Source organism: Rhodopseudomonas sp. WA056 (assembly GCF_010906995.1).
GTDB lineage: Bacteria > Pseudomonadota > Alphaproteobacteria > Rhizobiales > Xanthobacteraceae > Rhodopseudomonas > Rhodopseudomonas palustris_G.
This window is the reverse complement of sequence record NZ_QPFS01000019.1, coordinates 18,513-40,900: the sequence shown is the minus strand read 5'-3', so window position 1 is coordinate 40,900 and position 22,388 is coordinate 18,513. Positions and strand designations below refer to the sequence as shown.

General features: G+C 66.0%; 19 protein-coding genes and 1 tRNA gene. 14 read left to right on the top strand and 6 right to left on the bottom strand.

Going from position 1 to position 22,388, the window contains the following annotated elements; all coding sequences use genetic code 11:
- Nucleotides 1–101 precede the first annotated feature (101 nt).
- From DU475_RS06370 to DU475_RS06360, 3 genes are read left to right on the top strand one after another with little or no spacing between them, the layout of a single operon-like run.
- On the top strand, nt 102–833 hold the full coding sequence (locus DU475_RS06370) for a thermonuclease family protein (protein WP_164631342.1): 732 nt from the start codon (nt 102–104) through the stop codon (nt 831–833).
- Nucleotides 834–862: 29 nt separating this feature from the next.
- Complete coding sequence (locus tag DU475_RS06365) at nt 863–1,717, top strand: LssY C-terminal domain-containing protein (RefSeq protein WP_164631340.1); 855 nt, start codon at nt 863–865, stop codon at nt 1,715–1,717.
- A 56-nt stretch (nt 1,718–1,773) separates the two neighbouring features.
- Nucleotides 1,774–2,961: a pyridoxal-phosphate-dependent aminotransferase family protein gene (locus DU475_RS06360; protein WP_164631338.1), complete on the top strand. Its 1,188-nt coding sequence runs from the start codon at nt 1,774–1,776 to the stop codon at nt 2,959–2,961.
- Here DU475_RS06360 and DU475_RS06355 read toward each other — a convergent pair.
- Together DU475_RS06355 and htpX are read right to left on the bottom strand one after the other, a co-directional pair.
- Nucleotides 2,958–4,373, bottom strand: coding sequence for an MFS transporter (locus tag DU475_RS06355; RefSeq protein ID WP_164631336.1), 1,416 nt, complete (start codon nt 4,371–4,373; stop codon nt 2,958–2,960). The genes DU475_RS06360 and DU475_RS06355 overlap by 4 nt on opposite strands.
- Nucleotides 4,374–4,638: 265 nt before the next feature.
- A complete protein-coding gene (htpX, locus tag DU475_RS06350) occupies nt 4,639–5,607 on the bottom strand; it encodes a zinc metalloprotease HtpX (RefSeq protein WP_013500734.1) in 969 nt (322 codons plus the stop codon).
- Nucleotides 5,608–5,752: 145 nt separating this feature from the next.
- Here htpX and DU475_RS06345 point away from each other — a divergent pair, with 145 nt between their 5' ends.
- Entirely contained in the window at nt 5,753–7,057 is a 1,305-nt protein-coding gene (locus tag DU475_RS06345) for an adenylate/guanylate cyclase domain-containing protein (RefSeq protein WP_349644162.1), read from the top strand.
- A 122-nt stretch (nt 7,058–7,179) separates the two neighbouring features.
- Nucleotides 7,180–8,559 carry a cytochrome P450 gene (locus tag DU475_RS06340; protein WP_164631332.1) on the top strand — a complete coding sequence of 460 codons (1,380 nt, stop codon included), beginning with the start codon at nt 7,180–7,182 and terminating at the stop codon, nt 8,557–8,559.
- Between the two features lie 125 nt (nt 8,560–8,684).
- On the opposite strand, the gene DU475_RS06335 is transcribed toward DU475_RS06340, so the two are convergent.
- Nucleotides 8,685–9,527 (bottom strand): SDR family NAD(P)-dependent oxidoreductase, encoded by an 843-nt coding sequence (locus tag DU475_RS06335; RefSeq protein ID WP_164631330.1) that lies wholly within the window; start codon nt 9,525–9,527, stop codon nt 8,685–8,687.
- A 177-nt stretch (nt 9,528–9,704) separates the two neighbouring features.
- Here DU475_RS06335 and DU475_RS06330 point away from each other — a divergent pair, with 177 nt between their 5' ends.
- The 4 genes from DU475_RS06330 to DU475_RS06315 all read left to right on the top strand — a co-directional run bounded on the left by DU475_RS06330 (nt 9,705) and on the right by DU475_RS06315 (nt 13,847).
- Nucleotides 9,705–11,522 carry a putative bifunctional diguanylate cyclase/phosphodiesterase gene (locus DU475_RS06330; RefSeq protein WP_142881810.1) on the top strand — a complete coding sequence of 606 codons (1,818 nt, stop codon included), beginning with the start codon at nt 9,705–9,707 and terminating at the stop codon, nt 11,520–11,522.
- Between the two features lie 193 nt (nt 11,523–11,715).
- Nucleotides 11,716–12,150, top strand: coding sequence for a hypothetical protein (locus DU475_RS06325; protein ID WP_011156349.1), 435 nt, complete (start codon nt 11,716–11,718; stop codon nt 12,148–12,150).
- Nucleotides 12,151–12,158: 8 nt separating this feature from the next.
- A complete protein-coding gene (locus tag DU475_RS06320) occupies nt 12,159–12,500 on the top strand; it encodes a cytochrome c552 (protein WP_013500729.1) in 342 nt (113 codons plus the stop codon).
- An 81-nt stretch (nt 12,501–12,581) separates the two neighbouring features.
- Complete coding sequence (locus tag DU475_RS06315) at nt 12,582–13,847, top strand: acyl-CoA dehydrogenase family protein (protein WP_164631328.1); 1,266 nt, start codon at nt 12,582–12,584, stop codon at nt 13,845–13,847.
- On the opposite strand, the gene DU475_RS06310 is transcribed toward DU475_RS06315, so the two are convergent.
- Nucleotides 13,848–14,042 carry a hypothetical protein gene (locus DU475_RS06310; RefSeq protein WP_013500727.1) on the bottom strand — a complete coding sequence of 65 codons (195 nt, stop codon included), beginning with the start codon at nt 14,040–14,042 and terminating at the stop codon, nt 13,848–13,850.
- A gap of 432 nt (nt 14,043–14,474) precedes the next feature.
- Here DU475_RS06310 and DU475_RS06305 point away from each other — a divergent pair, with 432 nt between their 5' ends.
- From DU475_RS06305 to DU475_RS06295, 3 genes are all read left to right on the top strand, one after another.
- The gene (locus tag DU475_RS06305) at nt 14,475–14,876 is read left to right on the top strand and encodes a hypothetical protein (protein WP_013500726.1); all 402 of its coding nucleotides are present in this window, start codon (nt 14,475–14,477) and stop codon (nt 14,874–14,876) included.
- 218 nt (nt 14,877–15,094) lie between these two features.
- Nucleotides 15,095–17,806, top strand: coding sequence for an EAL domain-containing protein (locus DU475_RS06300; RefSeq protein WP_164631326.1), 2,712 nt, complete (start codon nt 15,095–15,097; stop codon nt 17,804–17,806).
- Nucleotides 17,807–17,911: 105 nt separating this feature from the next.
- A complete protein-coding gene (locus DU475_RS06295) occupies nt 17,912–19,504 on the top strand; it encodes a gamma-glutamyltransferase (RefSeq protein ID WP_164631324.1) in 1,593 nt (530 codons plus the stop codon).
- Between the two features lie 32 nt (nt 19,505–19,536).
- Here the strand turns inward: DU475_RS06295 and DU475_RS06290 are convergent, their stop codons facing one another.
- Nucleotides 19,537–19,860: a hypothetical protein gene (locus DU475_RS06290; protein WP_164631322.1), complete on the bottom strand. Its 324-nt coding sequence runs from the start codon at nt 19,858–19,860 to the stop codon at nt 19,537–19,539.
- A gap of 208 nt (nt 19,861–20,068) precedes the next feature.
- Here DU475_RS06290 and DU475_RS06285 point away from each other — a divergent pair, with 208 nt between their 5' ends.
- On the top strand, nt 20,069–20,494 hold the full coding sequence (locus DU475_RS06285) for a YccF domain-containing protein (protein WP_142881804.1): 426 nt from the start codon (nt 20,069–20,071) through the stop codon (nt 20,492–20,494).
- Between the two features lie 480 nt (nt 20,495–20,974).
- Nucleotides 20,975–21,051, top strand: a tRNA-Arg gene (locus DU475_RS06280).
- Nucleotides 21,052–21,157: 106 nt separating this feature from the next.
- Here DU475_RS06280 and DU475_RS06275 read toward each other — a convergent pair.
- Nucleotides 21,158–22,321 (bottom strand): hypothetical protein, encoded by a 1,164-nt coding sequence (locus DU475_RS06275; protein WP_349644160.1) that lies wholly within the window; start codon nt 22,319–22,321, stop codon nt 21,158–21,160.
- Nucleotides 22,322–22,388: the final 67 nt, after the last annotated feature.

Below are 22,388 nucleotides of genomic sequence, written 5' to 3'. Positions count from 1 at the left end.
TTGAAGCACCGCATGGCCGCGGCGCTGGCCCGGCGGCCCAAGATTCAGCACAATCGGCGAACCTGGTGAGCGGCAAGGATGACTGCCGGGAAGGTCGACGCATGGTCAAGCTGATCAAATGGCTGCTGCCGCTTCTGCTCCTGCATCTGCCGGTGACGGCGCGGGCCGCCGACGTCAGCGGCCTGCCGAAGATCCGAGACGGTGACCATGCGCTGATCGGCAAGACACGCATCCGCCTCGCCGGCATCGACGCACCCGGGCTGGATCAGCTCTGTCTCAATCCGAAGGGCGACCGCTGGACCTGCGGGGTCGCCGCACGCGACGCGCTGGTTCAGCATACCGCCGGAAAGAGCTGGACCTGCCATGTCCAGCGTGTCGACAAGGCCGGCCGCGCGATCGCCAAATGCGACGTCGACGGCGAAGATATCGCCCAATGGATGGTGAAGAGCGGCTGGGCGCTGGCCTATCTGCAGCATTCGCGTGCCTATGAGCCGGATGAGAAGGCGGCGCGCGACGCCAAGGCCGGGCTGTGGCAGGGCTCGTTCATCGCGCCCTGGGCGTGGCGGGTGCGCAGCAGCAAGACTCCGATTCTGGGCGCCACCAAGCCGCCGAAAGATGCCCGGCGGACCTTGCTCGCCTCGGCCTCCGGTCCGGTGGCGCCGTCGCCGGATTGCACAATCAAGGGGAACGTCAACAAATCCGGGTTCTGCATCTACCATAAGCCGACCAGCCGCTGGTACGCAAAGATCCGGATGAAGATCAGCAAGGGCACCCGCTGGTTCTGCTCGGTGGAGGAAGCCGAGGCCGCGGGCTGCCGCGAGACGCGGCGTTAGTCCGCAAGGCCGACCTTCGGGGACGAACGTTGAAGCAGACAGCACACGATCCGTCGCATCCGCAGCGGCCGCGCAGACGCCGGCTGCGGCGGGCTTGGCAGATCTCGGTGGTGCTGATCGGCTGCTACGCGATCCTCGCCTATATGGCGCTGCCGCTGTTCTGGACCCATTACGAACACCAGAGCAAACTCGCCGACCTGCCGATGGTGACGCGCACCGCGCAGGGCATTCCTGGCGATCCGATCAATGTCGGGCTGATCGGCGACCAGCACGAGATCGTCTGCGCGATCCTGGCGGCGAACTGGCATCCGGCCGATCCGATCACGCTGCGCTCATCGATCGCGATCGCCGGCAGCGTGCTGCTGGACCGGCCCTATCCGGACGCGCCGGTGTCCAGCCTGTATTATCTCGATCGCCGCGAGGATCTCGCCTTCGAGAAACCCGACGGACGCAGCGCCGACCGGCGCAATCATGTGCGGTTGTGGAAAGTGCTCGACAGCGGCCAGGAAGGCCGCCCGGTCTGGCTCGGCAGCGCCACCTTCGACCGCGGCGTCGGCGTCAGCCACTATACCGGCGCGGTGACGCATCACATCGCCCCCGATATCGACGCCGAGCGCGACCAATTCGCCGCCGATCTGGAAGCCGCCGCGATGGTCGATGCGAAATATCAGATCACCGGCGTCGGCCCGACCATCGTCGGCCGCAACGGCGAAGGCGATTTGTACTACACCGATGGCGAGGTCTGGATCCTGCGGCTGGCCGAAGGCTGCAAGAAGCGCGGAAGCCCGGCCGAAATTCTGCCGAGCCCGCTGGCGACCGAGATCAAAGATCAGATCTTCCGCACCGTCACGAGCGCAATCGAGCCCGGCACGACCGCGCCTTGAAATCGGCTCCGCGGCCCGGCATGGTCGCAGCACCTCTCACCACAGGGACAAGCATCATGGTCGTCAGCGCCGGACGGGAATTCTTGGCGATTCCCGGCCCCACCACCATGCCCGACGAGGTGCTGCAGGCGATGCACCGCCCGGCGCTCGACATCTATTCGAAAGAAATGGTGACGCTGAGCGAGGGGCTTCTGACGGATCTCAGCCGGCTGTTCGCCACCAAGGGCAGGTCCTACATCTACATCGCCAACGGCCACGGCGCCTGGGAGGCGGTGATCAGTAACGTGCTGTCGCGCGGCGACAAGGTGCTGGTGCTGGAAAGCGGACGATTTGCGGTCGGCTGGGGCAACGCGGCCCGCGCGATGGGCTGCGACGTCGAGTTGCTGCAAGGCGACTGGCGCCGCGCGGTCCGCCCCGATGAGGTGGAAGCGCGGCTGCGCCGCGACACCGAGCACGCCATCAAGGCGATCGTGGTGGTGCAGGTCGACACCGCCTCCAGCGCCCGCAACGATCTCGAAGCGATCGGCCGCGCCATCAAGGCCGCCGGCCACCCGGCGCTGTTCATGGTCGATGCGGTGGCATCGCTCGGCTGCATGCCGTTCGAGATGGATGCCTGGGGCATCGATGTGGCGATGTCGGCGTCGCAGAAGGGGCTGATGTCGCCGCCCGGCCTGTCGTTCGTCGCGGTCGGCGACCGCGCCCGCGCCGCGCACCAGCGCGCCGGCCTGCGCACGCCTTATTGGGATTGGAGCGAGCGCGACGGGCCGGAGCACTACCAGAAATACGCCGGCACCGCGCCGGTGCATCTGTTGTTCGCGCTGCGCAAGGCGCTCGACATTCTGTTCGCCGAAGGCCTCGACAACACCTTCCGGCGTCATCATCTGCTCGCCGGCGCAGTGCGTCGCGCGGTCGACGTCTGGTCCGAAGGCAACGTACTCGGCTTCAACATCGAGCATCCGGACGAACGCGCCGACACCGTCACCACGGTGCGGGCCGCCGGGGGTCACGACATTGCGGCGCTGCATCGCTACTGCAAGGAGAAGTGCGGCGTGGTGCTCGGCGTCGGCATCGGCGAATTGCAGAACAAGGCGTTCCGGATCGCCCATATGGGCCACGTCAACGCCCCGATGGTGCTCGGCACCCTCGGTGTCATCGAGATGGCGCTGACCGCACTCGGCATCCCGCACAGCCGCGGCGGCGTCGATGCTGCAGTGGCGTGCCTCGCCGAGAACGTGCCGGCTTAGGCCGCCACCGCCACGGCGCGGCGCATCCAGCGCAGCAGCCCGATGCAGCCCGCGATCGCGAGCCCGAGCAGCGCCAGCGCGCCAAGCAGCGCCAGACGGCCCGAACCGTTTTGCGCCAGCGTGAAATACACCGAGCCGAGCGCCGCGACACCGGCCGCGCTTGCGATCTGCGTGGTGGTGCCATACAGACCCGAGCCCGAGCCCGCGCTGGTCGCCTGCACGCTCGACAGCACCACGCCCGACAGCGGCGCCATCACCAGCCCCTGGCCGTAGCCGGCGACAAGCAGCGCCAGCGCCAGCTCGAACGGCGTCGGGGTCGCGATCACCGTCACCGTTACGGCGATCAGGCCGAAACCGGCGATCTGCAGCAGGCAGCCCTCGATCAGCACCAGCGTGCCGCGACGGCGGGCCCGCGCGCCGGAATGCCGCGACGCGATTACGAAGGCCAGCGCCAGCGGCAGGAACACCAAGCCGGCCTGCAGCGGCGGCACGTTCAGCTCGAGCTGCATGTACAGCGTCATCACCAGATAGAACGACTGGTTGGCGAAGAAGAAACAGAACACCGCGCCGAGGCCGCGGACGAAGGCGCGGTCGGCGAGCAACGTCAGATCGACCACAGGCATGCCGCCGCGTGCGGCGACGCGGCGCTCGTAGCGGAGGAACAGCGCCAGCATCGCGCCGCCGCCGGCCATCACGGCCCAGACCCAGCCGGCCCAGCCGACATCGCGGCCGAACAGCAATGACCCGATCACGCAGACGAGGCCGGCGAACAGGATCACGGCGCCGCCGAGATCGAGCCGCGTGCCCGGCCGCCGCGGCGTCTGCGGCATCACCCGGGCGGCTGCCGCGATGATGATCAGCCCGACCGGGCCATTGACGTAGAAGATCGACCGCCAGCCGAAGCCGCCGAGATCCAGCGTCACCAACAGGCCGCCGAGCGCGAAGCCGGTGGCGCCGGCGAGCCCGAGCACGGTGCCGTAGATCGCAAACGCCTTGGCGCGCGCAGCATCGGGAAACAGCACATGCAGCGTCGCCAGCACCTGCGGCACCATGAACGCCGCCGTGGTGCCCTGTGCCAGCCGCGCCAGGATCAGTTCGGGACCGGAGCGCGCCAGCCCGCACCACAGCGAGGTGAGCGTGAAGCCGGCAACGCCGAGCAGAAACACCGTCTTGGTGCCGAAGATGTCGCCGAGCCGACCGCCGGTGACGATCAGCGTCGCGTAGCCGATCAGGTAGACCGCGATCACCGCCTCGAGCTGCGACGACGACGCGCCGAGTTCGGTCGAGATCGTCGGCAACGCGACGTTGACGATGAAGGCATCGACCCCGAACATGAACTGCGCGGCGACCACGATCGCCAGCACCCGCCAGCGGCGGGAATTATCGATCGTTGCGGCAACGGTCCGATGCATGGCGGCAGATCCCGGCAAGGCTTGAGCTGCCTCACGGTCGCAGCCCGCCATCATCGGGTCGATTACCAGCCAGGTAAACAGCCGTCGCTCGGCAACAGTCTCTCGGCGTCATTGCGAGCGCAGCGAAGCATTCCAGGAGACCTGCGTGCGGCGTTTATGGTTGCTTCGTCGCCTTCGGCTCCTCACAATGACGGATGAAGGTCACCGATCAGCAAAAAGGCCCCGGCAAACCGGGGCCTTCGAAGCATCGATCACCTGCCGTGGACTAACCCCACGGACCTCGGCCACGCGGCTGGCCGCCCCAGGGGCTGCGACCGGTGCCGCGCGGGGTGCCGCTCCAGGGCGCAGCGCTGCTGCGCGCGAACGCCGGCGCCGAGCGGGCCGAACCGCCGATTTCGGCGGCGAGCCGCTGCAACGCCGCGATCCGGTTGTCGGTGGACGGGTGGGTGGCGAACAGATTGTCCATGCCCTGCCCCGACAGCGGGTTGATGATGAACATGTGAGCTGTCGCCGGCGAGCGTTCGGCGTCGACGTTCGGCACCTGATGCGCGGCGGCTTCGATCCGGCCGAGCGCCGAGGCGAGCCACATCGGCTGACCGCAGATCCGCGCGCCCATCTCGTCGGCGGCATATTCGCGGGTCCGGCTGATCGCCATCTGCACCAGCATGGCGCCGAGCGGGGCGAGGATCATCAGCGCGATCGAGCCTATCAGGCCCGGGCCGCTGTTGTTCTCGCGGTTGCCGCCGAAGAACATGCCGAACTGCGCCACCATCGAGATCGCACCGGCGATCGTCGCGGTGATGGTCATCAGCAGCGTGTCGTGGTTCTTGATGTGCGCGAGCTCGTGCGCCACCACGCCGGCGAGTTCTTCACGGCTAAGCTGGTGCATCAACCCGGTGGTCACGGCGACGGCGGCGTTCTCCGGATTGCGGCCGGTGGCGAACGCGTTCGGCTGCGGGTTGTCCATGATGAATACCCGCGGCATCGGCAGCGAGGCGCGGCCGGCCAGTTCCGCCACCATCCGGTACAGATCCGGCGCGGTGCGCTCGTCGACCTCGTGGGCGCCGTACATCGACAGCACCATCCGGTCGGAATTCCAATATGTGAAGATGTTCATCGCCGCGGCGACGACGAGCGCAATCAGCGCGCCGTTGGCGCCGCCGATCAGATAGCCGACCCCCATGAACAGCGCGGTCAGGCCGGCGAGCAAGAGAGCGGTCTTGAAGTAACTCATGGTCCTCCTCCTGCGTCTCCGCTCCTCTGGGGAGCCCGGATAACGCATCCGTGAGATGGGGAATGCCGCCGGCCGGGGCAAGATCGCCTTGTGCGGCAGGCCGTCGCGGCTCGCTGCCGCCGCAATCCTCAACGAAAGTTCAGGCGTGACCGATCCAACCGCTCCACCCGACGCGATGCGCGTTTATCCGACCGGCGTCAGCATCATCCGGCGCAGCCAGCGCGGCCCTGCTTGCGTGCCCGCCAGCGTCAGCATCCCCGAGCTGGAAGCTTGGCTGCTGCACGAAGCGGCCGCCGAACCCGAAATGCTGCTGACCTTCGAATCGCTGTTGTGGCGGATGTCCGCCGCCGGGCTGCCGGTGCATCGCGCCACGCTGCACATCCGCACGCTGCATCCGCAGTTGCTCGGCTTCGCCTGGAACTGGCGCGCCTCGGACGGGCTGTGCGACGAAGTCCAGGTCAACCAATCGACCGCCGACACCGACGCGTTCCGGCTCAATCCGCTGCACCACCTGTTCGAGGGCGGCAAGGCGACCCGGCGCAATCCGCAGGACGCCGCCGCGCAGGCGGAATTCCCGATCATGCGCGACCTCGCGGCCGGCGGTTACACCGAGTATCTGGCGCTGCCGATGGGCGGCGACCGCTTCCGCCATGCCGTGACCCTGGCGACGACGCAACCCGGCGGGTTCAGCGACGACCATCTGGCGCAGTTCCAGCGTCTGCTGACGCTGTTCGGCCTGCATGTCGGCCGTCACGTCGCGACCCGGATCGCCATCAACGCGCTCGGCGCCTATCTCGGTCCGGTGGCCGGCGCCAAGGTGCTGAGCGGCGATATCAAGCGCGGCGCCGGCGAGCCGATCCGCGCCATCATCTGGATGTCGGACCTGCGCGGCTTCACCGATTTGTCCGACCGGCTGTGCGGCAACGACATGATCGCGCTGCTCAACGCGTACTTCGAGGTGTTCGCCGACGCGGTGCTGCGCAACGGCGGCGACGTCTTGAAGTTCATCGGCGACGGTCTGCTGGCGGTGTTTCCGCTCGGCGACAATCCGCGCGCCGCCGGCAACGCCGCGCTGACGGCGGCGATGGAAGCGCAGGCGGGCCTGTCGCGGCTCAACCTGATCGATCCGGCGGGCGTGAATTGCGACGGCTGGCGGCCGCTGCGCGCCGGCATCGCGCTGCACGAGGGCGAAGTGTTCTTCGGCAATATCGGCGCCGCCGAACGGCTCGACTTCACCGTGATCGGACCGGCCGTGAACGAAGCCAGCCGGGTCGAAGCACTGCAGAAGAGCATCGGCCGCAGCATCCTGGTGACGGCGGCGGCCGCGGCCCATATCGACGCACCGCTGGAGCCGCTCGGCGACTACCCGCTGCGCGGCGTCACCGTCCCGATGACGATCCTGGCGCCGCCCGAACCGCCGCTGCGCCAGCCGCTGGCCGCTGCGTCATAATCCTCGGTGCGTCGGTTTGGCCTTGCCAAGCCGAGCGCACGCCTCCTATTTTCAACTGCAACGCGCCACAGAACGGGGGCACACCTCCGCATGGCCGATACAACATGCCCCAGGGAGGCCCCATGTCGATCCAGGTTGCGGATTCGTCACTCGTCGCACGGCTGTCGCCACCAAAGCCGAGTGCGCTCGCCCACATTCCCGGTGACGAAGGCTGGCCGATCATCGGCCGGACGCTCGCGGTGCTCGCCGATCCGAAGGGCGAGGTCGAGAAGATGGCGCGGACCTATGGTCCGGTCTATCGCAGCCGCGTGCTCGGCGAGACCTCGATCACCCTGCTCGGGCCTGAGGCCAACGAGCTGGTACTGTTCGACAATACCAAGCTGTTTTCCTCGACCCATGGCTGGGGCCCGATCCTCGGCCGGCTGTTTCCGCGCGGCCTGATGATGCTCGATTTCGACGAGCACCGGCTGCACCGGCGCACCCTGTCGGTGGCGTTCAAGGCCGGGCCGATGCAGTCCTATCTGGCCGAACTCAACGCCGGCATCGCGCGTCGCATCGCAGAGTGGCGAAGCCGGCCCGGCGAGATGCTGTGCTATCCGGCGATGAAGCAGCTCACCCTCGATCTTGCCGCGACCTCGTTCCTCGGCACCGCGATCGGCGCCGAGACCGAGGAGGTCAACCGCGCCTTCATCGACATGGTGGCGGCCTCCGTGGCGCCGATCCGCAAACCGTGGCCGGGCACCGCGATGGCCCGCGGCGTCAAGGGCCGGCAGCGCATCGTCGCCTACTTCGCCGAACAGATTCCGATCCGCCGCGCCAAGGGCGGCGACGATCTGTTCTCGCAGCTCTGCCGCGCCACCCACGACGACGGCGCGCTGCTGTCGAACCAGGCGATCATCGATCACATGAGCTTCCTGATGATGGCGGCGCACGACACGCTGACCTCATCGCTGACCTCGTTCGTCGCCGCGCTGGCGGCGCATCCGGAATGGCAGCAGAAACTGCGCGAGGAGATCGCCGGCCTCGGCCTGAAGCCGGGCGAGCCGATCGGCTTCGAACAGCTCGACGCGCTGCCGCTCACCGAAATGGCGTTCAAGGAAGCGATGCGGCTGCGGCCGCCGGTGCCGTCGCTGCCGCGACGGGCGACGCGCGCCTTCAGCTTCAAGGGCTATACGATTCCGGCCGGCACCATGGTGGCGGTCAATCCGCTGTACACCCACCACATGCCGGAGATCTGGCCGAACCCGGACAGGTTCGATCCGCTGCGCTTCACCGACGACGCCTCCCGCGGCCGCCACCGCTTCGCCTGGATTCCCTATGGTGGCGGCGCCCACATGTGCCTCGGGCTCAACTTCGCCTACATGCAGGCGAAGTGCTTCGCCGTACACCTGTTGCAGAACCTCGACCTTTCGCTGCCGCCGAACTACCAGACCGCATGGCAGATGTGGCCGATCCCAAAGCCGAAGGACGGGCTGCGGGTCCAGGTGGCGCCGGCGAAGTAGTTCGCGGAGCAACTTCGACCCTCATTGAGAGCGAAGCAACGCAATCCAGAGCTCAGGGCACCGAGCCCTGGATTGCTTTGTCGGCTTTGCTCCTCGCAATGACGGGCGCGTTCTTCGCCGTTATCTCACCCCTCGCCGTGATCGAACGCCTTGCGCAGCGCGACGTAGCCCTGCTGCTGCGCCGTCCAGTTGCGGCCACCGGTGATGCCGCCGTCGACCACGAGGTCGTGGCCGTTGATGAAGGCCGACTCGTCGCTGGCGAGAAACACCGCTGCGTAGGCGATATCGTCCGGAATCCCCGCACGCTGGATCGGCTGTGCGGTCTTGTAGATCTCGCGCATGACCGCCGCGGTCTTTTCGGCCGCATCGGTGGTCAGCCCGAGCGCCTTGCCGAAGATCCCGGTGGCGATCGCACCGGGCGAGATCGAATTGACGCGGACGCCGGATTCGCCGAGCTCCATCGCCACGCATTTGGTGAAGTGGTTCACCGCCGCCTTGGCGGCGCCGTACACCAGCGACGACGAGAACCCGGCGAGCCGGCCGGCGATGCTGCCGTTGTTGATGATCGAGCCGGAGCCCTGCTTCTTCATCACCGGCGCAGCGTGCTTCATGCCGAGCATCACGCTGCGCACCAGCGTCGCCATCGCCGCATCGAAGCGATCGACCTCGAGACCTTCGATTCCGCCGGTCTGCGCCGGGCCGCCGGCGTTGTTGAACAGGCAGTCGAGCCGCCCGAACCGGTCGAGCGCGGTGCCGATCAGCGCCTGCACCTGGGCCTCGTCGGCGACGTCGGTCTGCTTGAAGACACAGGACGAGCCGAGCTGCGCCGCCAGCGCCTCGCCTTCGGCGACCCGGCGCCCCGCGACCACGATCCTGGCGCCTTCGGCGACGAATACCTCCGCGGTCCGCCAACCGATTCCACTGGTCGCGCCGGTGATCACCGCCACCTTACCGTCGAGCCGTCCCATTTCGCCTCTCCCTGATCCGGCAGGGATCGCCTGCCGCCATTTTCGTTGTGGATGTTGATACTCTGTTAATGACAAATACTCGACTGCGATTCAAATCCCCAAGGGATGCAGCATCGTACCGGCATTGACGGTTGCACTTAACCATTATTACAGCGGACCTCGCCATCCTTCGCGCGCATGACGAGCGCCGAACCAATCTCTCCCTCGAACGCGGCGACCGGCGTCGCCGAGAACGATGAGACGCTTGCCGCGGCTCCTTCCGATGCGGTGGCCGGCCCCGACGCGGCGGAGCTGCGACTGTTCAAGGAGATCGTGCGCGCGCTGCCCTCGGCCGTCACCGTGCAGGACGAGCAAGGCCGGTTCATCTTCGTCAACGATGCCGCCGCGACGCAATACCGGATCGCACCCGCAGAGGCCGCCACCGGCAATCCGCAACTCGATCGCCGCCGCACCGACGGCGCCGCGCTGCTGGCGCAAGGCCGATCCGGCACACGGGAGGAACGCATCGCGTTCGGCGAAACCGCGCGCGCGCTGCTGACCGCGCACAAGCCGTTCGAAATCGCCGGCCGAAAGCTGCTGCTGTCGAGCTCGCTCGACGTCACCGACCAGAAGGCGATCGAGGACGAGCTGTTCCGGCGCGCCTATTACGACGAACTCACCGGCCTGCCCAATCGCTCCGTGATGGAGCGCCACGTCACCGCGCTGCTCGAGGAGCCGCAACCGCAGCATTTCGCGGTGGCGTTTCTCGACGTCGACAATTTCAAGCACATCAACGATTACTACGGCCATTCGGTCGGAGACGCGCTGCTGGTCGGGATCGCCAAGCGGCTGTCGCTGGAACTGCGCGAGACCGACGTGCTGTCGCGGATCAGCGGCGACGAGTTCCTGCTGCTGCTCGATCCCATCACCAGCGAGGCGGAAGTCGCCGAGCACATCGAGTTCCTGTTGCAGCGATTGAAGGCGCCTTTCTACATCGACGGCTCGGAAGTGTTCGCCTCGGCGTCGATCGGCGTCAGCCTGTATCCGGACCATGGCCGCAGTTATGAGGCGCTGCGGCAGAACGCCGACATCGCGATGTACCGGGTCAAGAGCGAGGCGAAGGGAGCCACCGCAATCTTCACCGCCGCGATGGAGCACGAAGCGCTCGAGCGGATGGCGCTGGAGCAGTCGCTGCGCCAGGCCATTCTCGACAAGCGATTCTGCTGCGCGTTCCAGCCCAAGGTCGACATCCGCACCAACGAGATCAAGGGCATCGAGGCCCTGGTCCGGCTACGCAACGACAACGGCGTGATCCAGGCGCCGGGGACGTTCGTCGATCTCGCGGTCGAACTCGGCCTGATCGACGAACTCACCCATCTGGTGCTCGGCGAGATTATGAAGTCGATCGACTTGATCAACGACAGATTCGGCGAGCGCGCCAGCATCAGCGTCAACGTCGCCGCCAGACAGGCCGGCTCGCCGGACTTCATGCGCTCGTTCTGCGCGGCGCTGGCCGCGACCGAATGCCCGACGCGGTTCATGGTCGAAATCACCGAGGACGCGTTCGTCGCAAAGTCGCATTTTCAGAAAGAGATTCTGCCGATGCTGCGCCGGATCGGCGTCGGAATCTCGATCGACGATTTCGGCATCGGCTATTCGTCGCTGTCGGCGCTCGCCGACATCACCGCCGACGAGATCAAGATCGACCGTTCGTTCATCACCGACATCCACAAACGCCCCCGCAGCCAGGGAATCCTGCGGGCGATCGAATCGCTCAGCGAAGCGCTCGGCATGACGGTGATCGCCGAAGGGCTGGAGACGTTCGAGGAGCTCGCTTACTTGCAGGCGATGACCCGCATCCGCTACGCACAGGGCTATTACTACTCGAAACCGATCTTCCTCGAGGAACTACGACCGACGGCAACGTCCTACACCAGCGCCCGCCCCGAGGCTCCCGGCCGCCACCTCGAACAGGCTCGCCACACGCTGAGCCGCGCCACCTACGCGCGGCGCTGAGCGAAGCGATCAGCGACACCGCGCGTAGCGATGCGGGAGCTTATTCCGCACAGCGAACATCCAACTGATTTGTTAGCTCGGCGGCGCTCTCACCTCCGGTGATTTCCGAGGGCGGTTTGCTTGATCTATCGCAATGTGATTCGGGAAGCGTTCGGCGATTGTACCGCCACCGTCAGACATCCTGGAGGGCGAAATGCCTGCCCATAGCCGCCCCTATCCGCTCGTCGACCGGCTTCTCGAAACCTTCGCCGACTGGCTGAAGCACCGGCGTGAAGTCGTCGAAATGTGTCAGTTCGACTCCGCGGAATTCGGCCGTATCGCACACGACCTCGGCGTCACCGCCTCCGACCTCGACGAGCTGGTCCGTCAGGGTCCGCACAAGGTCGAAGAGTTGCCGCAGCTCCTGAAAGTCCTCGGCATCGACGAGGACGCGATCGCCCGCGCCCAGCCGCTGGTGATGCGCGACCTCGAGCGGGTATGCGCGCTGTGCCGTCACAAGGCCGAATGCGATCACGATATCGCCGACGGTTCGCTCGCCGAGCACTATCAGGCGTACTGCGCCAACAAGGTGACGCTCGACGCGCTGGACAAGGACTTCCACGTCGCACCCGGCACCGTTCGCCACTAAGCGCGACGATGTCGCACGGGCGGGCTCGGCTGCTGATCTCCGGCGTTCTGATCGTGGCGGTACTGCTGGTGGCCCGGCAGCACCGGGCGGAGGGCGCGGTGCCGGACGGCAGTTCGGCCGGTCACAGACTGGCCGCCGGATGGTGTGCGGAGTGCCACGCCATCGAAGCCGGCGACATGCGCGACGGCAAGGGCCCTGCGTTCGAGCGGATCGCCAATCTGCCGTCGACCACGGCGCTGTCGCTGAACGTGTTCCTTCGCTCCAACCACACCAACATGCCGAACTTGATCATCGCGCCCGGCGACGCCGCCGAGATCGTGCAGTACATCCTCAGCCTGAAGCGCAATTGATGCGGGCGTCGCGACGCCCCGCCCCGACGCCGCCGGCTTCGGCGGATTGCACCGCCGTCCTTCCCGCCTGAGAGCCCGTAGATGGATTTCGATCACAGCGACAAGGTGCAGCGGCTGCGCGCGCAGCTCTCCGACTTCATGCGCTTCCACGTCGAGCCCGCCAATGTCGCCTGGCATCGCGAAGTGGCGGCCGGGCGCTATCCGCTGGACCTGATCGAGCGACTGAAGTCGAAGGCGTTCTCCGAGGATCTGTGGAATCTGTTTCTGCCGGGCCTGCGCGACGAGGATCCCGGCCAGCGCCTCTGCAATGTCGAATATGCGCCGCTGGCCGAGATCATGGGCCGGGTGCATTGGGCGTCGGAAGTTTTCAACTGCAATGCGCCCGACACCGGCAACATGGAGCTGTTACATCTGGCGGCGACGCCGGAGCAGCGCGCGCGGTGGCTCGACCCGCTGCTGATCGGCGAGATCCGGTCCTGCTTCGCGATGAGCGAACCCGACGCGGCCTCTTCCGACGCACGCAACATCCGCACCACCATCACACGCGACGGCGACGACTACGTGGTGAACGGCCGCAAATGGTTCATCACCGGCCCGGCGCATCCGAACTGCAAGCTGGCGATCGTGATGGGCGTGTCGAACGACAGCCTGCCGCCGACCTCGCACGAGCGACACTCGATGCTGCTGGTGCCGATGGACAAGCCGGGCCTGTCGATCATCCGCAATATTCCGATCATGCACTATCATTCGCCGGAAGGGCATTGCGAGCTGGTGTTCCGCAACGTCCGGGTGCCGGCCGCAAATCTGCTCGGCGAGGAAGGCAAGGGCTTTCGCTTGGCGCAGGATCGGCTCGGACCCGGCCGGGTGCATCATTGCATGCGGACCATTGGACAATGCGAAGTCGCGCTGGAACTGATGGCGGAGCGGGCGCTGGAGCGCGAGGCATTCGGCAGGCACCTCGCCGACTTCGCCAACGTGCAGGACTGGATTGCGGAATCGCGGCTCGAGATCGATCAGGCCCGGCTCTTGGTGATGCAGGCGGCCCACCGCATGGACCGCGACGGCAATGCGGCAGCGCGGATCGACGTCTCGGCCATCAAGGTGGTGGCGGCGCGGCTGCAGACGCGGATCGTCGATCGCGCCATGCAGGTGTTCGGGGCGATGGGGCTGACGCCGGACACGCCGCTGTCTTATCTATGGACCTGGGGACGGGCGATGCGGTTCCTGGATGGGCCGGATGAAGTGCATCTGCGGGTGGTGGCGCGCGCCGAGCTGGCGAGAGCGAAGACGCTGGCGGGCCAGAACGCTCACCACTTCGTTCCGCCGGCGCAATTGCAGTGCGACTGATCAGCGCCGCGGCGGCTGCGACAGAACCGTGACGATCCAGCGCGGCTTCTCGCCGGTTTTGTCTTCCTTGACGGCGCGGACGATGCCAGTCACCGAAGATCCGCCGACCTTCAAGGTCGCCGCCCGACCGCTGAACTGCGCGATTCGCGACCGGCGGGCTTCTTTCAAATCCGTAGTTTCGAGCGTCTGCAGCATGGGTATTCTCCCCCTCGGGCTCGACTATTCGCGGTCGTCGTTACGCAGTCATTAAGTCGACCGCTGGTAAGAATACCGATGCCGCTGCGACGAAAGACGTAGACGCCCCGGAAGGAAGGCCTCACGATACCAACCACGCGTAGCGCCGCACGGCGAGGACCCGGACGCGACTTTTGGTCACCACCGCGGGGCGAGCAGCGCTGTCAGCAATTCGCCTGACTGGCGGGCGTTTCTCATTTGTCTTATTTCAACGGAGTTAGGAATCGGCGCGCGCCGGCCGTTTCGCGCAGGCGATCGTGACGCACATCGAGGACGACGACCTCCGCGGCAGCGTGCGCGTGCCTGACCGTTCTTCCACCCCACCCGCGGCGACGCGCGCGTGGACGAACCTGAAGGGGCACCCGCGAGCGCCGGGTGACAATAGGTAAATCAATGCAATATTGGATCGGTGCTTTCGCAATCGCCCTCGTGGTCGTGATCGGCTATGCGGGCGGCCCACCTGCCGCCGTCGTCACGATCGTCGCCTTCCTGGTCGCGCTGTTCCTGCTGTGGGCGCGCGAACTCGGCTTCAAGGGCGCGTGGGAGAAATTCGGCCTGCAGACCCTGGAGCTGCCGCTGAAGGTCGACAACTGGGATCGCTTCAAGCTGATCTTCGCCGACGAGAACAAGCTGGTGAAGGCCTGCGCCACCGCGGTCGCACTGATCGCGCTGGCGATGATCCTGCCGCGCAATCTGGTGGCGCTGGTGTACATCGCCGCCGCCGCCTGGGGCGTGTTCGAGGTCTATCGTGCCAACAGCGCCTCTGCGCCGCGACCGGGCACTCCGATCAATTGATCGTCGGCGATCGGATCGCCCGATCCGCGCTCGACCGTAGCTGTTGACAGGCCGGCGGAGATCGTACCGCCGGCCCTTTTTTTTCATCGGGACGTCCCGGCGGGCCGACGCGACACCACGCCTGCGAGCAAAATTGATCAAGACAAGCCGCCGGATTCAAGTTTCGCTTACCGTGATTGCTAACCAGCCTCTCATCTGTGTCCGGTAGTTCTTACCGGATGCAGAGCTTCCGGCCCCAGGATCCGGCCTTCCCCCCAGCGGACGTCAGCGAGCGATTGCCCTTCGTCGGGGCGCTCCATCATCGCCCGATTCTGTGGCTGATCCTGAGTGGCGCCATCCTGATCGCGGGGATCGCCATCACCACGGTTCTGACCGTCAACAATTTCAAGGAAAAGGCGCTGCGCAACGGCGAACGCGAACTCGCCAACACCGCGATGTTGCTGGCGCTGCACTACGATCGTGAGATCGACGACTTCATGGCGATGCAGCACGACATCGTCGCGATGGCCAGACAATCACCGGAGCCTTCGGCCGAGGCTTTCAGCGGCGCGATGTCGACGCTGGCGATGCACCAGACGTTGCGGTCCCGCGCCAGGGGCGCGACCGAGATTACGGCGCTGAAGATCTTCGATGCCAAAGGGCACCTGATCAACGCGTCCGACGTGTGGCCGGTCCCCGAGGCTTCGATCGCCGAACGCCCCTACTTCCTCGACCACAAGACCGGCGCCACGCAACGCCCGACGGTCGCACTGGAGCACGATGCGCTGGCGGGCGGCTGGACGATCGTGCTGGCGCAGCGACTGAGCAATGCGGACGGCGAGTTTCTCGGCGTCGTCTCTCGCGCGATCACGCCGGTTCATTTCGACCGATTCCTGTCGCAGGTCTCGCTGATCGGCGACTCCGCCGTTTCGATCCACCACAGCGACGGCACCCTGCTGACGCGCCACCCCTATGCCGAAGGCATGATCGGTCGCAACTTCCGCGACGGGCCGGCGCTGCAACAGGCGATGTTCGACCAAGACACCACCGCCCGGCTGCCGAGTCCGGTCGACGGTCAGGATCGCCTGGTGGCGTCGCATGCGCTCGACCAACTACCTATCGTGATGATCACCACGACGACCATCGAAGACGCGTTGGCGAGCTGGCGCACGCAAACCCGGCTGATGGTTTCGGTTGCCGCTGTCTCGGCGCTGGTGGTGACGGTGATCCTGCTGCTGATCATCAACCAGATCGGCAAGCACCATCGCGCGACCCAGGAACGGCTGAAGCTCGACAAGCAACGTCTCGACACCGCGATCAACAACATGTCCCAGGGCCTGTTGCTGTTCGACGCGCAGGCGCGGCTGGTGGTGTGCAATCGGCGCTATCTGGACATGTACGGGCTGTCGTCGGCCATCGTGAAGCCGGGCTGCTCCCTGCGCGACGTGCTCGAACACCGCAAGGCGACCGGATCCCTCTACGGCAATGTCGACAACATCACCGCAGACCTGATCGACAAGCTGTCCAGCCGAAAGGTCTCCGAGGTCCACAGCATTCTCGACCGTTCGATCGAGTTCTCCAGCGTCCCGGTTCCCGGCGGCGGCTGGGTGATCACCCACGAGGACGTCACCGAGCGCACACGCTACGCCGAGAAGATTTCCTATCTGGCGCATTTCGACAGCCTCACCGATCTGCCGAATCGCAGCATGTTTCGGCAGCGGCTGGAGAATGAACTGCAGCGCGCCAGCCGCGGTGCGCCGTTCGCGCTGCTGTACATCGACATCGACGAATTCAAGAATATCAACGACACCCTCGGCCATCCGGTCGGCGACGAACTGTTGAAGCAGGTCGCGGTCCGACTGCGCGATTGCGTCCGCGAGACCGATTTCGTCGCCCGGCTCGGCGGTGACGAATTCGCCATCATCCAGATCGCGGTGAGCGGCGCCGACGACGTCACCACGCTGATCGAGCGGATCTATGAATCGATCCGCCTGCCGTATCAGTGCCTCGGCCACCATCTGTCCACCGACGCATCGATCGGAATCGCGATCGCGCCGCGCGACGGCGCCGATCTCGACCAACTGGTGAAGAACGCCGACCTCGCGATGTACAGCGCCAAGGCCGAAGGCCGGCGCACCTTCCGGTTCTTCGAGCCGGAAATGGATGCGGTCGCCAAGGCGCGCCGCCAGCTCGAATTCGACCTGCGCGGCGCGGTCGGCAAGCGCGGCTTCGAAATTCACTACCAGCCGCTGGTCGATCTGCGCAGCGGCGCGATCACCGGCTGCGAAGCGCTGCTGCGCTGGCGGCACCCCAGCCGCGGCATGATCTCGCCCGCCGAATTCATCCCGATCGCCGAGGACACCGGCCTGATCAACGAGATCGGCGCCTGGACGCTGGCGACCGCCTGCGCCGAGGCGGCGAAATGGAGCGCCGACATCACGCTGGCGGTGAACATCTCACCGGTCCAGTTCCGCCAACCGTCGCTGGCGCTGCTGGTCGCCTCGGTGCTCGGCGCGTCCGGCTTGCCGGCGAACCGGCTCGAGCTCGAAGTCACCGAGGCGGTGCTGATCCACGACGACGACGCGGCGCTGTCGACGCTGACCCAGCTCCGTGCCCTCGGGGTTCGGATCTCGCTCGACGATTTCGGCACCGGCTATTCGTCGCTGAGCTACCTGCAGCGTTTCCCGTTCGACAAGATCAAGATCGATCGCAGCTTCGTCGATGCCATCGACACCACCGACGGGTCGACCGCGATCGTGCAGGCGGTGGTCAACATCGCGGCGGCGCGCCACATGACCACCACCGCCGAGGGCGTCGAGACCGAGCGGCAGCGCGAGATCCTGAGCGTGCTCGGCTGCACCCAGATGCAGGGCTGGCTGTTCAGCCCGGCGGTGCCTGCCCCTGCGTTCCGCAAGTTGCTCACCTCGCACCTCTCAACCTGCGCCGCTTGACGAGCATGGCTGCTTCTGCGTCGTAGCAGCCGCTCGCAGCAGGCCCTACACTCGCCGGTGCCGGTCCCCTCGCCGCGTGTCGTCCCTCCCAGCGAAAGCCTGCGCATGACCGACCAATTCAGCAATCTGCAGCACATCCGCAAGCCCGTGATCACCGCCACCGGCGGCATCGTCGCGGCGCAGTCGCGCCGGGCGGCCGAGATCGGCGCCGGCGTGCTGGCGGCCGGCGGCGATTGCATCGACGCGGTGATCGCGACGACGTTCGCGCTCGGTGTGGTCGAGCCGTGGATGAGCGGCATCGGCGGCGGCGGCGCGATGGTGCTGTATCGTGCCGAAGAGGACCGCACCGAGGTGATCGACTACGGCATGCGGGCGCCGCAGAGCCTGCGGGTCGAGGACTATCCGCTGACCGGCGCCGGAGCGGCGTCCGATCTGTTTCCGTGGCCGCGGGTGAAGGACGACCGCAACATCCACGGCCCAGCCGCGGTCGCGGTGCCGGGCGTCGTCGCCGGCATGGAGGAGGCGCACCGCCGCTACGCCAGGCTGCCGTGGCGCGATCTGGTGGCGCCCAGCGTCGCGCTCGCCGGCGACGGCCTGACGGTCGACTGGTGGACCACGCTGATGATCGGCAGCGTCGCGGCCGATCTGCGGTGTTACCAGGCCAGCGCCGCGTCGTATCTGGTCGACGGTCTGCCGCCGCACGCCCCCTGGGGCATCAAATCGAATGTCGTGCTGCCGCAGGACCGGCTGCAGGCGACGCTGGCGCAGCTCGCCGAACAGGGGCCGCGCGACTTCTACGAGGGCGATCTGGCGCGCAGCCTCGCCGCCGACATCCAGGCCGACGGCGGGACGCTGTCGATCGAGGATCTGGCCGGCTTCCGCGCCCAAATGCGCGCACCGCTGACGATCCCGTATCGCGGCGGCAAGGTGTTCGCGACACCTGAGCTGACCGCCGGTCCGACTCTCGCCCACACCCTGCGGGTGCTCGGCAACAGCCTGACGCCGGCCGGCAGCGAGCCCGACGCCGCGGCCTATCAGGCCTACGCGCTGGCGCTGCAATCGGCCTATGCAGAGCGGCTGCGCGACATGGGCGACGCCGACGGCCGCCGCGCCCTCGGCGCCGAGCATCTGGCGCCGGCCTGCACCACGCACTTCTCGGTGGTCGACCGCGACGGCAACATGGCGGCGGTGACGCAGACGCTGCTGTCGACCTTCGGCTCGAAATTCGAAACGCCGCACACCGGCATCATGATGAACAACGGCATCATGTGGTTCGATCCCGAGCCGGGCCGGCCGAACTCGCTGGCGCCCGGCAAGCGCTGCCTGACCAACTACACGCCGGTGCTGGCGCAGGCGCCGGACGGCCGCAGGCTGGCGCTCGGCGCCTCCGGCGGCCGCCGCATTCTGCCGGCGGTGGCGCAGATCCTGTCGTTCGTGATCGACTATGGCATGGACCTCGACGCCGCGATCCACCAGCCGCGGATCGACGCCAGCGAAGGCGAGGTGGTGATCGGCGACGTACGCCTGCCGGCTGCGACGCGCGAAGCGCTGCGCCGGCAGTTCGACTACGAAGAGGCGCGGGTGCAGAGCTTCCCGATGAAATTCGCCTGCCCCAGCGTGGTGCTGCGGCAGGGCAGCAGCAACAGCGGCGCGACCGAAATCGCCCAGCCGTGGGGCGACGCCGTGGCGGAAGGCTAAAGCGGCACGAACTTCGTCCGCGCGCAGCAAACTTAGGCAGGCATCGCCTCGGGCGCCGACCGAGCACGCGCAGTCGTCGTGCGCTCGGCGCGCGACCTCTGCGCCGGCACCTTCATCGGCTTCGGCCCGATCAGATCATCGTCGTCGATGCCAAGCTCCGCGCCATCGAGCGACCGATACGCCGCCACATGAGCATCGAGCTGGGCGGTGCCGAACGTGCGGCCGTCTTCGCCGGCGACAACCACGTCCCAGCCCTCGCTCTCCCAAATCCGCGCCTTGGCCAGCGCGATCAGCGCGCTGTCGCGCACGCAGCGCATCTTCTCGTCTTGTCGAATGGCTGTGATGGTGTAGGGCAAGTCGCGATTCCTCGTGAACGAGGATTGCCGATACCCCGCAGCTTTGACCGCAATTCGCCGCCATAATGGCGATTTCGGGCTTAGGGAACCGGCTGTGGACATCTGCCTGCCGGGCCACGATGCTCGGCATGATTCCCGAGCCGACTGCGATCTTGCCGGGGCACGACGCAGACGTTGAAACGAACATCGTTTTCCGGAAGGATTGGCCATGTCTCCCGTCTCGCTTCTGCTGAATATCCTTTGGATCGCGCTCGGCGGCTTCTGGATGGCGGTCGGCTGGGCGGTTGCGGCAGTCATCATGGCAATCACGATCATCGGTCTGCCGTGGGCACGCGCGGCCTTCAGTATCGGCGTCTACACGCTGTTTCCGTTCGGCCAGACCGCTGTGCCCAGGGAAGCCGTCACCGGCCGCGAAGACATCGGCACCGGCCCGCTCGGGGTGATCGGCAACATCATCTGGCTGGTGTTCGCGGGCTGGTGGCTGGCGATCGGGCACGTCGTCACAGCCGTGCTGCTCGCCGTGACGATCATCGGCATCCCGTTCGCCTGGGCCCACCTGAAGCTGGCCGGCATCGCGCTGTGGCCGATCGGCAAGGTCATCGTCCCGATCGACGACTTTGGCACAAGGATGTAGAGCGGCCTGGGCAAGCTACGTCGCGGCACGCCTGGGCCGCTTGGCGCGCCTGAGTTCGGGGCGCCCGACACGATTCGAACATGCGGCCGCCGCCTGAGGGGGCCTTCCCCCTTGAAAGAATTTCACTTTTCTCTCCCGTTGCCGATCCCCCTGCGATCGGCTACAGGAACGGGGCACGCACCCGTAGCTCAGCTGGATAGAGCGTTGCCCTCCGAAGGCTGATGTCAAGGGAATATGGTTTGGAAGGAAGAGGAAAAAGGCAACAAGTTTCAGTAGGTTGACGTTCTCTCGGTTAGGTGCCCCATCTGGAAAATTCTTCGCGTAAGCACCGCGTAAGCAGTTTTCAGAGAAGAGCAGCGAACAAGCGCGTGGCGTAGCGAGTACCAGCACGATGCGTTGGACGCTTGGAACGAGAGGCTCGGTTGAAGGTGTTTGAATCCGTTGACCGCCGGAGGTCGATGGGATTAAGCGAAGTGAAATGCGCCCGTAGCTCAGCTGGATAGAGCGCCACCCTCCGAAGGTGGAGGCCACACGTTCGAATCGTGTCGGGCGCGCCATTTCACCGTCGAAGATTCGAACTTATCCGCCTGCACAAACAGCGCTTCCGTGACAATGTGCGATCAGCTGGCTGCCTGCCGCTCGCGTCGGTATGGCGCTCCTCCCTCATGACCATTGCGAAACCTTTGAAATCGTATCGAAAATCCCAGCTGCGCCCCGACGAAGCGGGTCGAGCGCCTCGGCCCGTTCTTTTGCCCATGCGATCCAATCGCTCAACGGGCTGTCCCCGACGACGATGTCACCTTCGTCGAAGGCGCGCTTCTCCACTTCAGCTAGAAATACAACGAATCTACCGCGCTGTTCCCAATTGGCTGCAAGCTCGCAAAGCTTATTCCAGCGTTTGTCGTCGATTTCCTTGAGGCGTCTGGCCTCGTAGCGTCGCGCTTCTTCCTCCCGATACCGTTTCTCCCGTTCCTCTCGTTCGAGCTTCTGCTGTTCTAGGATCGGTCCCGCTGCCATGATGGTACCGACGATCTCAGGCAGGATGTCGCCAATCTTTGTCTTCTGGCTTTCGATCCATTGAGGCTGCCGGCCGTCCAGGTACGTAGTGATCGACACGCGCAGGAAGCCTGACGAGTCGAGACCGGATTGATGGTGGTCGGGATAGGCTGTCCACTTCCGTGTTTCGTCGCGCTGCTTAAGCGACTTCACTAACTTCTCTACGATCGAGCATTCAACGGCGTGGTTCGCAATCCCGAAGGTCACCCTTCCTGTCATCGGCGACTTATCAATTTTGCCGCCAGCTTTCTCGACACCCGTAAAAATCGCGCTCGTGACCCGGAAACGATATAGATCACGTTCGGTCAGATCGGGGAGCATTCGGGGCGTCCACCAGGTTTCGTGCCTTCGCCGTTTGCTCTCTTGTTCGTGTTCTTTCTGCTGTCTCTTGTGCTCCACAATCCACGCCTTCACGCGTGGATGAAGGTCATCCAGGCCATCCGGCACGGCAATGGCTTCTACCTTCGCAGCCGCAACCGTCGCGGACCTCTCGGCTTCCGGTAACGGCGCGGGCTTGGGGGGCGTAGGGTAAATATCCGTCACCTGCGGGATGCCGTCCCTGCGAGGTGGTAGCTTGAATACAACGACCGGCTTGCCCGCTTCCCTTTTGGCCCAATAGCCGCGTGGTGGATATGGCACGTCCATCCTGTCGCATATCTTGGCAAGTCCATTGCCGCTGATCCCGAACTCTTCCGCGAGACGGCTCATCGGTCTCTGCCAGACCAGCGTGTAGAGTTCTTCGCGGCTCACATGCCGCGCTTTTTGGTGCACTGGTAAGTCCTCCATAGCTATCCCCCCTTCAGCACTTGGTGGCCGCAGGATACGACGGGAAGATGTG